Below are 12,796 nucleotides of genomic sequence, written 5' to 3'. Positions count from 1 at the left end.
AGCGGCTTCAGCCGCGATGGGGCTTTCCCGGTAAGGCCCCCATCGCGGCTGAAGCCGCTCCTACGGGTTTATGCCGCCAGCTGCCGCCGCAGCCAGTCCGCCAGCGCCTCGACCTGCGGGTGACGCTCACCTCCCGTCGTGCACAGCGCCCATTGCCCTTCGGTGTCGACGAAGCCCCAGGGCGCGATGAGGCGGCCGTTGACCAGGTCGTCGGCCACCAGCGGCTCGGGCGCGATGGCGACGCCAAGGCCGGCGACCGCGGCTTCGAGCAGGTAGTACAGGTGCTCGAAACCGGTGCCTTCGCGCAGCGCGGTCGTGTCCAGGTCGTTGAGCGCCGCCCAGGTCGGCCATGCCTGCGGTCGCGAGCGGGTGTGCAGCAGGGCGTGGCCGAGCAGGGCATCGGGCGGCTGGCGGGCGAGCCGCTGCGCGCCATGCATGGACGGGCTGAACACCGGGCCGATGCGCTCGCTGCCCAGGCCGTGCACGGTCCAGCCGGCCGGCCATGGCGCCTGGCCGAGCAGCAGGGCCGCGTCCAGCCCGGCCAGCCGCGGCGCGAAGTCGCCGTCCTGTGCGGCCAGGTGCAGGGTCAGGCCCGGCAGGTCGCGCTGCAGTTGCTGCAGCCGCGGGATCATCCAGCGCGCCAGCACGCTGCCTGGGCAGCCGAGCACGAAGGCATCGCTGCGCTGGCTGCGGCGCAGTGCGGCCACGCAGTCGCGCAGCTGCGAAAACGCGCCGGAGGCGGCCTCCTGCAGGCGCCGGCCGGCGGCGGTCGGGCGGATGCCGCGGCCCTCGCGCTCGAACAGCGCCACGCCCAGTTCTTCCTCCAGCGCGCGCAGCTGGCGGCTCACCGCGCCATGGGTCACGTGCAGTTCCCCGGCCGCGAGGCTGACGCTGCGCAGGCGGGCGGCGGCCTCGAAGGCGCGCAGCGCGTTTAGCGAGGGCAGGGCGTGATCGTCCTTCATGGCGCACATCCGACCACCATGGAGGGCGGGAATGCCGGTTTTGAAGGAGCGGAAACCGGCCCTGTGCCACCTTGCGGGCGGCTTCGCCATGACAACTGTCTGTGCTGCGGTTCATTCATGTGAGTTTTTCTAACACATGGCGATCCACATATCGATTTTCTTCGCCGCGCATGTGCGCTACGGTGCGGGCCTGTCCTGCCGACCGTGATGCCATGAGCGCCGCACCGATCCCCGATTTCCATGCCTTTCCCGACGCCCGCGGGCATTTCGGCCGCTTCGGCGGCAGCTTCGTCGCCGAGACCCTGGTCGGGCCGTTGCAGGAACTGGCGGCCGCCTACGACCAGGCACGGGTCGATCCGGCCTTCATCGCCGCCTACGACAAGGACCTGAAGCACTACGTCGGCCGGCCCAGCCCGATCTACCACGCCGAACGCCTGAGCCGCGACGTGGGCGGCGCGCAGATCCTGCTCAAGCGCGAGGACCTCAACCACACCGGCGCGCACAAGGTGAACAACACCATCGGCCAGGCGCTGCTGGCCGCGCGCATGGGCAAGACCCGCATCATCGCCGAGACCGGCGCCGGCCAGCACGGCGTGGCCAGCGCCACCGTGGCCGCGCGGCTCGGGCTGGAATGCGTGGTGTACATGGGCGCCACCGACATCGAGCGGCAGAAGATCAACGTCTACCGCATGAAGCTGCTGGGCGCCACGGTGGTGCCGGTGAGCAGCGGCTCGGCCACGCTCAAGGACGCGCTCAACGAGGCCATGCGCGACTGGGTCACCAACGTGCGCGACACCTTCTACATCATCGGCACGGTCGCCGGCCCCGATCCCTATCCGCGCATGGTGCGCGATTTCAACGCCATCGTCGGGCGCGAGGCGCGTGCGCAGATGCTGGAGGACTACGGCCGCCTGCCCGATGCGATCACCGCCTGCGTCGGCGGCGGTTCCAACGCGATCGGCCTGTTCCATGCCTTCCTCAACGACCGCGAGGTGAAGATCTACGGCGCCGAGGCCGCCGGCGACGGCATCGCCACCGGACGCCACGCCGCCTCGATCTCGGCCGGCCGCCCCGGCGTGCTGCATGGCAACCGCACCTACGTGCTGTGCGACGACGACGGCCAGATCACCGAGACCCATTCCATTTCCGCCGGCCTGGATTACCCCGGCGTCGGCCCGGAGCACGCCTTCCTGGCCGACAGCGGCCGCGCGCAGTACGTGGGCATCACCGACGACGAGGCGCTGGCCGCGTTCCACCGCCTGACCCGCACCGAGGGCATCCTGCCGGCGCTGGAATCCAGCCATGCAGTGGCGCAGGCGATCAAGCTGGCGCGCGACCTGCCGAAGGACGCGCTGGTGCTGTGCAACCTGTCCGGCCGTGGCGACAAGGACGTGCATACCATCGCCGCGCGCGAAGGGCTGTCGCTGTGAGCGCGCCGATGATGCGCACGGGCGCGCTGGCCTGCATCGCGCTGGCGCTGTCTGCGTGCAAACCGGTGGAGCCTGAAGCCACGCCGGCACCGGCCGCCGCTTCCGCTCCAGTGCCCGAGGCGGCGCCACCGGCGGCCGATGCGGCGGCGCAACTGGCCGCGGTCGGCGAACTGCGCGTCGGCGCTCCCTTCGGCAAGGCGCCAGGCGACGCGGCCTTCAGGTCCGCGGGCATGCGCGAAGCGATGGAGGGCGACTGCGAGTACTACGACCGCGGCACGCTGCCCGAAGGCATGTCGATGATGGTGATCGCCGACCGCATCGCGCGCTTCGACGTGGATGGCGAAGGCGAGCCCGGCGTGCGCGTCGATGCGCGGCCGGCCACCGCGCCCGCGGTGCCGTTCGGGCTGTGGGTGGGCATGGACGTGGCCGAGGCGAAAAAGCGCCTGCCGCCGGGCGTCGTGGTCAGCCCGCACGCCTATGTGTCGCCCGATGGCGACTACCTGACCTGGACCGACAAGCGGACCCACCTGGCCCTGCGCCTGGAAACCCTCAACGGCGTGGTGACCTCGATCTACTGGGGCCAGCCGGATGCGGTCGAACTGATTGAAGGATGCGCCTGAGATGTCCGTGACCCGAATCGACGAATGCTTCGCCCGCCTGCGCGCCTCCGGCCGCAAGGCGCTGATCCCGTTCATCACCGCCGGCGACCCGGCGCTGGACGCCACCGTGCCGGTGATGCACGAACTGGTCGCCGCCGGCGCCGACGTGATCGAACTGGGCGTGCCGTTTTCCGACCCGATGGCCGACGGCCCCACCATCCAGCGCAGTTCCGAGCGTGCGCTGGCGCGAGGTGCCGGCCGCCGCTACGTGCTGGACACCGTGGCCCGGTTCCGCGAGCAGGATGCGCTCACCCCGGTGGTGTTGATGGGCTACCTCAACCCGGTGGAAATCCGCGGCGCGACGCAGTTCGCGGCCGAGGCGGTCGCTGCCGGCGTGGACGGCGTGCTGCTGGTCGACCTGCCGCCGGAGGAAGCCGATGAAATCCGCGCCGCCTTCACCGCCGCCGGCCTGGCGCTGATCCTGCTGGCCTCGCCGACCAGCAGCCAGGCGAGGCTCGATGGCCTGTGCGACGCCGCGCAGGGCTATCTGTACTACGTCAGTTTCGCCGGCGTCACCGGCGCCTCCGAACGCCTGGACAGCGCCGCCGCCGGACAGCGCCTGCGCCTGCTGCGCAGCCGATCCAAGGTGCCGGTGGTGGCCGGTTTCGGCATCAAGGACGCGGCCAGCGCCGCGGCGATGGCGCTCGACGCCGATGGCGTGGTGGTCGGCAGCGCGCTGGTGGCGGCGATGGCCGAAGCCGGTTCGGTGGCCGAGGCGGTGCGTGCGGCGGGCGCGTTCCTGGCGCCGTTGCGGCAGGCGCTCGATGCCTGAGCGAAGCCGGCGCGCAGGGATAATGCGGGCCGGCTCCGTTTCGCAGGGCGACGCTTGAACGTTCCATTGCCGCAGGCCGGCGGCCGCAACCCCGGCATCGATGCGCTGCGCGGCGCCTCCATCCTGATGGTGGTGCTGCACCACCTGGCCCTGCGCATCCCCCTGCGCGACACCGCGCTGGGCGAGGTGCTGCCGCAGCGCCTGCTCAATGCGCTCAGCTACAACGGCTATGAGGCGGTCTTCGTCTTCTTCGTCGTGTCCGGCTTCCTGATCGCCTCGCATTCGCTGCGGCGCTGGGACGCGCTGTCGGCCATCGACCTGCGTGCCTTCTACGTGCGCCGCGCCGCACGCATCCTGCCGTGCCTGTTGCTGCTGCTGGCGGTGTTGAGCGCGTTGCACCTGGCCGGCGTGCCGTTCCACGTGATCGATGGAGACGGGCAGTCGCTGGGCGGGGCGCTGTTCTCCGCGCTGGGGCTGCACCTGAACTGGTACGAGGGCCGCACCGGCTGGCTGCCCGGCGGCTGGGACGTGCTGTGGTCGCTGTCGATCGAGGAAGTGTTCTACCTGGGGTTTCCGCTGCTGTGCCTGCTGGTGCGTGGACGCATGCCGCTGACCGTGCTGCTGGCGCTGTTCGCGCTGTCGCTGCCGCTGACCCGTGCGGCCCTGGCCGGCAACGAGATCTGGCAGGAGAAGGCCTACCTGCCGGGCATGGCGGCCATCGCCACCGGCGTGCTGACCGCGCTGCTGGTCCAGCGCTGGCGGGCGCCGCCGCGGACCGCGCGGCTGCTGCGCCTGGCCGGCGGGCTGGGGCTGCTGGCCGTGCCGCTCTACGGGCGCGAGCTGTGGGCCTCGTTCGGCAACGGCTACATGCTGGTGCTGACCGGCTCGGCGGCGATGCTGATCGCCGGCCTGCAGGTGGACACCGGCGGCAGGCCGACGCGCGCGCTGGGCTGGCTGCGCAGCTTCGGCCGGCTCAGCTACGAGATCTACCTGACCCACATGTTCATCGTATTCGCGCTGGTGGCCCTGTACCGGCACGGCGGCAGCGATGTCCGCGCGGGGTTCTGGTGGTACCTGCCGTTGCTGGCGTTGTGCTGGGCGCTGGGCGCGCTGCTGGCGCGGTTCTATTCGGAACCCTGCGACCGGGCCGTGCGGCGGCGCTGGCTGCGCGCGTCCGCCGCGGATGCCGGCGGCCTGCCGGCCATGGCGCCGCGCCCGCTCAGCCCCGGCCGCGAATAGCACCGGCGGCATTGCCGAACAGGTCGTCGGCATCGGCGGCGGGCAGGGCGCCTTCGAGCCGCAGCAGGAACTGCTTGGCCGCCAGTCCGCCGCTGAAGCCGGTGAGCGCGCCGTTGGCGCCGATCACGCGGTGGCAGGGCAGGACGATGCCCAGCGGGTTGCGGCCATTGGCCGCGCCCACTGCGCGGGCCGCGGTCGGGCGGCCAAGGCGCGCGGCCAACTGCGCGTAGCTCGTGGTCTACCCGTAGGGGATGCCCGCCAGCGCGAACCAGACCTGGCGCTGGAACGGCGTGCCGCGCGGCGCCAGCGGCAGGTCGAAGGCGCGCCGGGCGCCGGCGAAATATTCGTCGAGCTGGGCCTGCGCCCGCCGCAGCAGCGGGTGGTCGCCCTCGCGCCAGCCCTCCCGCGGCAGGAACCAGGCGTCCTGCGGGAATTCGAGCGCGAACAGCCCGTGGTCGGTGGCGGAGACGGTGAGCGGCCCGAGCGGGCTGTCGATGCGGCGGAAGTGGATCGTCATCGCGTTTCCAGGGGATGGCGTGGGCCCCGGCGCTGTACGCTACCGTCGGTTTGCCGGCGCGCGCTAGACTGTCGGCCCTGTCGCGGCCCCCGGGTCGCCCTGAACGGAACCGTCATCCCGCATGAGCTGGCTCAGCAAATTGATGCCCTCGGGCATCCGCACCGACAACACGCCCAACAAGAAACGCAGCGTCCCCGAGGGCCTGTGGGAAAAGTGCAGCAGTTGCGGTGCCGCCCTGTACCGGCCGGAGCTGGAGGAGAACCTGGAGGTCTGCCCGAAGTGCGGCCACCACATGGCCATCCGCGCCCGTGCCCGCCTGGCGTCGCTGTTCGACGCCGACAGCACCACCGAGATCGCCGCCCGCCTCGGGCCGACCGACCTGCTCAAGTTCAAGGACCAGAAGAAGTACGCCGAGCGCATCAAGGCCTCGCAGAAGAACACCGGCGAGTACGACGCGCTGGTGGCCATGCGCGGCACCCTGAAGGGGCGCCCGCTGGTGGCCGCCTCGTTCGATTTCGCCTTCATGGGCGGCTCGATGGGCTCGGTGGTCGGCGAGCGCTTCGCGCTGGCGGCCGAGACCGCGCTGGAGATCGGCGCGCCCTTCGTATGCTTCTCCGCCAGCGGTGGCGCGCGCATGCAGGAAGGCCTGTTCTCGCTGATGCAGATGGCCAAGACCTCGGCCGCGCTGGGCAAACTGCGCGAGGCCGGCCTGCCGTACATCTCGGTGCTGACCCATCCGACCACCGGTGGCGTGTCGGCTTCGTTCGCCATGCTGGGCGACATCAACATCGCCGAGCCGCAGGCGCTGATCGGCTTCGCCGGCCCGCGCGTGATCGAGCAGACCGTGCGCGAAAAGCTGCCCGAAGGGTTCCAGCGCGCCGAGTTCCTGCTCGAGCACGGCGCCATCGACCAGATCTGCGACCGCCGCGAAATGCGCGAGCGCCTGGCCGATCTGCTGGCCATGCTGATGCGCCAGGAGCGTCCGGCCGACGACGTGGCCGCCGCCTGATGGTCGCCCGCAGGTATTTCGGCACCGACGGCATCCGTGGCCGGGTCGGCGAAGGGGCGATTTCCGCCGATTTCGTGCTGCGCCTGGGCAACGCCTACGGGCAGGCGCTGGTGCGCGCGACCCAGGCGCGCGGCGCCGACCGCAAGCCGCTGGTGGTGATCGGCAAGGACACCCGCATCTCCAACTATATGTTCGAGGCCGCGCTGGAGGCCGGACTGGTCGCCGCCGGCGTGCACGTGCAGTTGATGGGGCCGATGCCGACCCCGGCGGTCGCGCACCTGACCCGCTCGCTGCGCGCCGATGGCGGCATCGTCGTCTCCGCCTCGCACAACCCGCACCACGACAACGGCATCAAGTTCTTTTCCGCGCAGGGCGAGAAGCTCGACGACGCGACCGAGCTGTCGATCGAGGATGCGCTCGACCAGCCATTTTCGACCGTGGCCTCCGAGCGCCTGGGCAAGGCGGTGCGCACGCGCGATGCGATCGGCCGCTACGTCGAGGCCTGCAAGAATTCGGTGCCGCGCGACTTCGACCTGGAAGGCCTGCGCATCGTGGTGGACTGCGCCAACGGCGCGACCTACCAGGTGGCGCCGCTGGTGCTGCGCGAACTGGGCGCCAGCGTCGAGGCGATGGGCGCGGAGCCCAACGGCGTGAACATCAATGACGGCGTCGGCTCGATGTACCCGGAGGCGCTGGCCGCCAGGGTGCGTGCCAGCGGGGCGCACCTGGGCATCGCCTTCGACGGCGACGGCGACCGCCTGCTGTTCGTCGACAGCGATGGTGCGGTCCGCGACGGCGACGACCTGCTGTACGTGCTGGCGATGGACTGGAAGGCCAGCGGCCGCCTGCGCGGGCCGGTGGTGGGCACGCTGATGACCAACTACGGTTTCGAACAGGCGCTGGCGCGGGCCGGGATCGGCTTCCTGCGCGCCAACGTCGGCGACCGCTACGTGCACAAGGCGCTGCTGGAGCACGATGGCGTGCTTGGTGGCGAAGCGTCGGGCCACTTGTTGTGCCTGGACCGGGCCACCACCGGCGACGGCATCATCAGCGCGCTGCAGGTGCTGGAGGTGCTCAGGCGCCGCGGCATCACCCTGCAGGACGCGCTGGTCGGCCTGAGCCGGATGCCGCAGCAGACGGTCAACGTCAGGGTCGGGCAGGGTGCCTCGGCCAAGGCGATGGTGCAGTCCGAGGGCGTGGTGGCCGCGCTGGCCGCCGCGCAGCAGGCGGTGGCGGGCCACGGCCGCGCCTTCCTGCGCCCATCCGGCACCGAGCCGGTGGTACGGGTGACGGTGGAGGCCGACGACGCCGCGCTGATGCAGGCCACGCTCGAGCGGCTGGCCGAAGCGGTCAGGGCCGCCGCGGCGGCATGACGAAACGCCCCGGATTCCGGGGCGTTTCGCTTTCTGTTCCCGCTCTCCGGGGACAGCCCTTCGCACCATCGGCAGGCGCTGCTGCGGCAACCGCGCCGCCTGCCGGCCTGCGCCGGTCAGGGCCCGGCCAGCATGCCCCGGCGGTGCGCCTTGAAGCGGTTGAAGAACGGCGCGATCAACGGGTGGTAGCTGCTGGCGATGCGCTTGCGCAGCCACTTCGCCGGGCGGTTGCGGATGGCGAAGCGGTAGATGTGTTCCGGATCGCCGCCGACGAGATTGCGGCCGAACGGATGGGTGGTGTGCAGGTAGCGGAAGCCGAGCTCGCGCGCGATCCGCACGTAGTCCTCGTCGAAATCGCCGTACGGCCAGCACAGGGTGTCCGAGGCTTCGCCCAGTTCCCTGTGCAGCTCCTCGCGCGCCCGCACCAGGTCGCCGCGGATGCCTGCGCATTTTTCCTCGCGGCTGATGTCCTGGCGCAGCCAGCGGGTGTGCGTATGGGTGTGGCAATGGAACTCGAACGTGCCGGCGGCAATCGCCGCGCGCGCTTCGCTCCAGCGCATCATCACCTCGTCGGCGCGGCCCTGGCCGAAGATCGCGTCCTCGCAGCCGCGGTGGTCCGGCGTGACCGGCACGGCCGCGCCCTGCTGGCCGGCATGCGGGCGCACCTCGCCCTGGCCCATCCAGCCGGTGACCAGGAACACCACGGCATGCATGCCGTACTTCTGCAGGACGGGATGGGCGTGCACCCAGTTGTCCAGGTAGCCGTCATCGAAGGTGATGAGGATGGACCGGCGCGGTACCGGCGCGCCGGCCAGGAAGCCGGCGTACTGCTGCATGGTCAACGACGTCCAGCCATCGGCGGCCAGCCAGGCGATCTGGCTTTCAAAGTTTTCCGGGGAGACCGTGATCATGCCCGGCGAGGGGCTGACGTGGTGGTGCATCAGCACCGGTACCGACTTGGCGTGGGCCATGTCCCAATTCCTCGAGCCACTGGTGGTAAAGATGTTCGGTGGCTTCGCAGTGCCCTGCGGCCGTGAAGCGGTGCTCGCTGCGGATCCAGTCCCAGCCGGCGCGTCCCATCGCCTGGCGCAGTTCGGCCGAGGACGCCAGCGCGCGCAGTGCGGCGGTCAGTGCGGGCCGGTTGCCGAGCCCGACGAGAATAGCATTGACCCGTTCGGCCACCATTTCAGGAATGCCGCCCACGCGCGTGGCGACGATCGGCACGCCGGCCAGGGCCGCTTCCAGGAATACGGTTCCCGCGGCCTCCTTGTGGCTGGGCAGGGCGAACACGTCGAACCCGGCCATCAGCCGCGTGGCGTCGCTGCGGTAGCCGGGCAGGCGGACCTGGCGTTCGATGCCGTACTGCGCGCTCGACGCCTTCAGCCGCGACATGACCGGTTCGCCGTCGCCGACCACGAGCAGGTGCAGCTTCGGATTCTCGCGGCACAGCGGCGCGATCGCCTCCAGCAGGTCGAGGTGGCCCTTGGGCTCGCGCAGCACGGCCACGCAGCCGACGACCACGTCATCGTCGTTGAAGCCGAGTTCGGCGCGCACCTCGGCGCGCAGTCGTTGCAGTTCCGGCCAGGCGCGACCTGCCGGCGCTTCGCCGGCCGCCTGCGGCGACCGCGCCATGGGCGGCACCACGCCGATCCGGGTCGGGGCGATGCCGCGTTCCTGCAGCAGGCGCCTGACGTACTGGCTGACGGTGATGACCCGGTGCGGCAGCCAGGTATAGGTCAGCAGCGAATGTACCGGGCTCATCAGGTGCCGCGAGCGGACCACCAGCGGTACGCCGGCCAGCCGCGCGCCGGCCGCCGCGATCAGGGCGTCGCGGCGGCTGGTGACGTTCACCACGTCGTAGCGGTGCAGGCGGGCCAGCCGGCGCACCGCGGCAATGCCGCGCAGCAGCCGCGGCAGACCGCCCATCTCCAGCGTATGCACGACGAAACCGTGGCCGCGCGCGGCTTCGGCCAGGCGCGCGCCGGGCTGGCACAGCAGCGAGACGTCGTGACCGCGGGCGCGCATGGCCAGCAGGTGGCGCAGCAGGTAGATCTCCTGGCCGCCCATGCCGCGGGCGGCTTCGGTGTGCAGGATCTTCAGCGGACGGTCCGCCAGGGATGCGGGTTCCATATGGAGTGGGCGCGAAGTGGGAGGGGACAGGGGTATCGCCGGTCCTGCACCAGCCCCGGGCGGGGAATTGTATCGCTTTGTATCAATGTGTCACCGGCCGCCCGGCGGGGCGATCTGTCACAATGTCCAGCCGGGCCACAGACCTGCCGGCCCGCTACTTCATGACAAGCCAGGAACCGCTGTGAGCAAGATCCCAACCCTCGACATCACCCGCTTCGACAGCGACCGCGAGGCCTTCGTGGCCGAGCTGGGCGCGGCCTATCGCCAGTGGGGTTTCGCGGGCATCCGCAACCATGGCATCCCGCAGGCCGACATCGACGCGGCCTACGATGTCTTCAAGGCCTTCTTCGCCCTGCCCGAAGAGGTCAAGCGCAAGTACCACGTGGCCGGCGGCGGCGGCGCCCGCGGCTACACCCCGTTCGGCGTGGAGACCGCCAAGGGCTCCAGGCACTTCGACCTGAAGGAGTTCTGGCATATCGGCCGCGAGATCCCGGACGACTCCAGGTACCGCGAGGTGATGCCGCCGAACCTGTGGCCGGAAGAAGTGCCGGGCTTCCGCGAACGCGGCTACGGCCTGTACCAGGCGCTGGACAACCTGGGCTCGCGCGTGCTGTCGGCGCTGGCCCTGCACATCGGCCTGCCGGAGACCTTCTTCGCCGACAAGACCAACAACGGCAACTCGATCCTGCGCCCGATCCACTACCCGCCGATCACCACCGACGACATCCCGAACGTGCGTGCCGGCGCCCATGGCGACATCAACTTCATCACCCTGCTGGTCGGCGCCAGCGCCGCCGGCCTGGAAGTGCAGTCGCACGAAGGCGAGTGGGTGCCGTTCACCTCGGACGCGGACACCATCGTGGTCAACATCGGCGACATGCTGCAGCGCCTGACCAACCACGTGTATCCGTCGACCATCCACCGCGTGGTCAACCCCCCGGGCGAGCTGGCGCGCCAGCCGCGCTACTCGGTGCCGTTCTTCCTGCACCCGAATCCGGACTTCCTGATCGACGTGCTGCCCTCGTGCATCACCCCGGACAACCCGAGCCGGTATCCGGAACCGATCACCGCCCACGGCTTCCTCGAGGAGCGCCTGCGCGAGATCAAGCTGAAGTAAGCAACGAAGGCCGCCGCGAGGCGGCCTTCGCCGTAGTGCCGGGCGCTGGCCGGCGGGGTGCCGCGGAAGTGCGGCGGCCGCCCGGTACCGCCGGCCGGCTGTCCGTGCTGTCCCGTGTTGTCCGCCGGTTGTCCTGCCGCTGTCCGGAGTGGGCTATCCTTCGCCCACTTTTCATTGGGAGTCGTTCCTGAATGCGCCGCAAGATCGTCGCCGGTAACTGGAAGCTGCATGGCAGCCGTCAATTCGCCACCGAGCTGGTGGGGCAGGTGGCCGCAGGCCTGCCGCTGGACGGGGTGGAGCTGGTGATCCTGCCGCCGCTGCCCTACCTGGGCGACCTGGTCGAGGACTTCGAGGGCACCGCGCTGGCATTCGGCTCGCAGGATGTCAGCTGCAACGAAAAGGGCGCCTATACCGGTGAGGTGTCGGCCGCCATGCTGGTGGACGTGGGCGCCCGCTACGGGCTGGTCGGCCATTCCGAGCGCCGCCAGTACCACCATGAGAGCAGCGAGCTGGTCGCGCGCAAGTTCATGGCGGCGGTGAATGCGGGGCTGACCCCGGTCCTGTGCGTGGGCGAGACGCTGGAGCAGCGCGAGGCCGGGCAGACCGAGCAGGTCATCGCCGCGCAGCTGGCGCCGGTGCTGGACCTGGCCGGGGTCGGGGCTTTCGCCGGGGCCGTGGTCGCCTACGAGCCGGTCTGGGCCATCGGCACCGGCCGCACCGCCAGCCCGGAACAGGCGCAGGCCGTGCACGCCTTCATCCGTGGCGAAGTCGCCGGGCGCGATGCTAGAATCGCCGATTCGTTGCCGATCCTGTATGGCGGCAGCGTCAAGCCCGACAATGCTGCAGAGCTGTTCGCACAGCCTGACGTCGATGGCGGGCTGGTAGGCGGCGCTTCGCTGGTGGCGGCAGATTTCCTGGCCATCGCGAGGGCGGCAGCCGGTCGCTAACGGTGGAATTGTCCGGGACGGATTTCAAATGCTGATGTTGATCCTCAATGTGGTCTATGTGCTGGTGGCGGTCGCGATGATCGCGCTGATCCTGATGCAGCGCGGCTCAGGCGCGGCGGCGGGCTCGGGCTTCGGTGCCGGCGCCTCGGGTACGGTGTTCGGCGCGCGCGGCGCGTCCAACTTCCTGTCCAAGTCCACCAAGTGGCTGGCCGTGGTGTTTTTCGGCATCAGCCTGTTCATGGCCTGGTACGCCAGCCATGGTTCGCGCCCCACCGAGCAGGGGCTGGGCGTGATGTCCCAGGTGCAGGCGCCGGCCGCTCCGGCGGGCGAGCTGCAGTCCGTTCCGCAGGCCGCGGCCGCGGGCGAAGTGCCGCAGGCGGCGCCTGCCGCAAATAATCCGGCGCAGAGCGAAGAAAAGCCCGCCGAGGGCTCGCATAAAGACTGAAGACGGTTACAATACGCGCCGCACTGCAGAGCCGGTGCGCTGACGTAAGTAAGCCCAGGTGGCGGAATTGGTAGACGCACTACCTTGAGGTGGTAGCGACGCAAGTCGTAGGGGTTCGAGTCCCCTCTTGGGCACCATGAGTTTGTTATGCGGGTATGCGGGATGCGGCAGCTCCCGCCGTGGCAAGTCCCGTCAA

At 70.5% G+C, this 12,796-nt stretch carries 12 protein-coding genes, 1 tRNA gene and 1 pseudogene; 10 read left to right on the top strand and 4 right to left on the bottom strand.

Translation table 11 applies throughout. The features are described 5' to 3' along the window. Positions 1-68: 68 nt before the first annotated feature. Entirely contained in the window at positions 69-962 is an 894-nt protein-coding gene (locus AC06FP_RS06685; protein ID WP_478074970.1) for a LysR family transcriptional regulator, read from the bottom strand. A gap of 212 nt (positions 963-1,174) precedes the next feature. Here AC06FP_RS06685 and trpB point away from each other — a divergent pair, with 212 nt between their 5' ends. From trpB to AC06FP_RS06665, 4 genes are read left to right on the top strand one after another with little or no spacing between them, the layout of a single operon-like run. Continuing rightward, on the top strand, positions 1,175-2,392 hold the full coding sequence (trpB, locus tag AC06FP_RS06680) for a tryptophan synthase subunit beta (RefSeq protein WP_456118992.1): 1,218 nt from the start codon (positions 1,175-1,177) through the stop codon (positions 2,390-2,392). An 8-nt stretch (positions 2,393-2,400) separates the two neighbouring features. Continuing rightward, positions 2,401-3,012, top strand: coding sequence for a hypothetical protein (locus AC06FP_RS06675; RefSeq protein WP_478074969.1), 612 nt, complete (start codon positions 2,401-2,403; stop codon positions 3,010-3,012). A 7-nt stretch (positions 3,013-3,019) separates the two neighbouring features. After that, positions 3,020-3,823 (top strand): tryptophan synthase subunit alpha, encoded by an 804-nt coding sequence (gene trpA, locus AC06FP_RS06670; protein WP_478075296.1) that lies wholly within the window; start codon positions 3,020-3,022, stop codon positions 3,821-3,823. A gap of 54 nt (positions 3,824-3,877) precedes the next feature. Then, a complete protein-coding gene (locus AC06FP_RS06665) occupies positions 3,878-5,062 on the top strand; it encodes an acyltransferase family protein (protein ID WP_478074968.1) in 1,185 nt (394 codons plus the stop codon). Here AC06FP_RS06665 and AC06FP_RS06660 read toward each other — a convergent pair. After that, a pseudogene (locus tag AC06FP_RS06660) lies at positions 5,043-5,579 on the bottom strand (methylated-DNA--[protein]-cysteine S-methyltransferase). The gene AC06FP_RS06665 and the pseudogene AC06FP_RS06660 sit on opposite strands and share 20 nt — an antisense overlap. A gap of 121 nt (positions 5,580-5,700) precedes the next feature. Here AC06FP_RS06660 and accD point away from each other — a divergent pair. Then, positions 5,701-6,588, top strand: coding sequence for an acetyl-CoA carboxylase, carboxyltransferase subunit beta (gene accD, locus AC06FP_RS06655; protein ID WP_456119000.1), 888 nt, complete (start codon positions 5,701-5,703; stop codon positions 6,586-6,588). After that, complete coding sequence (gene glmM, locus AC06FP_RS06650) at positions 6,588-7,961, top strand: phosphoglucosamine mutase (RefSeq protein WP_478074967.1); 1,374 nt, start codon at positions 6,588-6,590, stop codon at positions 7,959-7,961. The genes accD and glmM overlap by 1 nt, the downstream gene beginning before the upstream one ends. 116 nt (positions 7,962-8,077) lie before the next feature. Here the strand turns inward: glmM and AC06FP_RS06645 are convergent, their stop codons facing one another. Then, complete coding sequence (locus AC06FP_RS06645) at positions 8,078-8,932, bottom strand: polysaccharide deacetylase family protein (RefSeq protein WP_478074966.1); 855 nt, start codon at positions 8,930-8,932, stop codon at positions 8,078-8,080. Next, positions 8,844-10,091: a glycosyltransferase family 4 protein gene (locus tag AC06FP_RS06640; RefSeq protein WP_478074965.1), complete on the bottom strand. Its 1,248-nt coding sequence runs from the start codon at positions 10,089-10,091 to the stop codon at positions 8,844-8,846. The genes AC06FP_RS06645 and AC06FP_RS06640 overlap by 89 nt, the downstream gene beginning before the upstream one ends. A 181-nt stretch (positions 10,092-10,272) precedes the next feature. On the opposite strand from AC06FP_RS06640, the gene AC06FP_RS06635 reads away from it, so the two are divergent. The 4 genes from AC06FP_RS06635 to AC06FP_RS06620 all read left to right on the top strand — a co-directional run bounded on the left by AC06FP_RS06635 (position 10,273) and on the right by AC06FP_RS06620 (position 12,737). Further along, on the top strand, positions 10,273-11,208 hold the full coding sequence (locus AC06FP_RS06635; RefSeq protein ID WP_478074964.1) for an isopenicillin N synthase family dioxygenase: 936 nt from the start codon (positions 10,273-10,275) through the stop codon (positions 11,206-11,208). 191 nt (positions 11,209-11,399) lie between these two features. Beyond that, the gene (gene tpiA, locus AC06FP_RS06630; protein WP_478074963.1) at positions 11,400-12,155 is read left to right on the top strand and encodes a triose-phosphate isomerase; all 756 of its coding nucleotides are present in this window, start codon (positions 11,400-11,402) and stop codon (positions 12,153-12,155) included. Between the two features lie 28 nt (positions 12,156-12,183). Beyond that, entirely contained in the window at positions 12,184-12,600 is a 417-nt protein-coding gene (gene secG / locus AC06FP_RS06625; RefSeq protein WP_456119012.1) for a preprotein translocase subunit SecG, read from the top strand. Between the two features lie 52 nt (positions 12,601-12,652). Next, positions 12,653-12,737, top strand: a tRNA-Leu gene (locus AC06FP_RS06620). Positions 12,738-12,796 lie beyond the last annotated feature (59 nt).

It is taken from the genome of Stenotrophomonas sp. Steno-Z2 (assembly GCF_056393235.1).
The sequence above is the reverse complement of the archived record's forward strand: the minus strand, read 5'-3'. Positions and strand labels throughout refer to the sequence as shown.

Coding starts and splice junctions, on each gene's coding strand:
- AC06FP_RS06685 (WP_478074970.1), bottom strand. CDS start 962: ATGAAGGACGATCACGCCCTGCCCTCGCTAAACGCGCTGCGCGCCTTC.
- trpB (WP_456118992.1), top strand. CDS start 1,175: ATGAGCGCCGCACCGATCCCCGATTTCCATGCCTTTCCCGACGCCCGC.
- AC06FP_RS06675 (WP_478074969.1), top strand. CDS start 2,401: ATGATGCGCACGGGCGCGCTGGCCTGCATCGCGCTGGCGCTGTCTGCG.
- accD (WP_456119000.1), top strand. CDS start 5,701: ATGAGCTGGCTCAGCAAATTGATGCCCTCGGGCATCCGCACCGACAAC.
- glmM (WP_478074967.1), top strand. CDS start 6,588: ATGGTCGCCCGCAGGTATTTCGGCACCGACGGCATCCGTGGCCGGGTC.
- AC06FP_RS06645 (WP_478074966.1), bottom strand. CDS start 8,932: ATGGCCCACGCCAAGTCGGTACCGGTGCTGATGCACCACCACGTCAGC.
- AC06FP_RS06640 (WP_478074965.1), bottom strand. CDS start 10,091: ATGGAACCCGCATCCCTGGCGGACCGTCCGCTGAAGATCCTGCACACC.
- tpiA (WP_478074963.1), top strand. CDS start 11,400: ATGCGCCGCAAGATCGTCGCCGGTAACTGGAAGCTGCATGGCAGCCGT.
- secG (WP_456119012.1), top strand. CDS start 12,184: ATGCTGATGTTGATCCTCAATGTGGTCTATGTGCTGGTGGCGGTCGCG.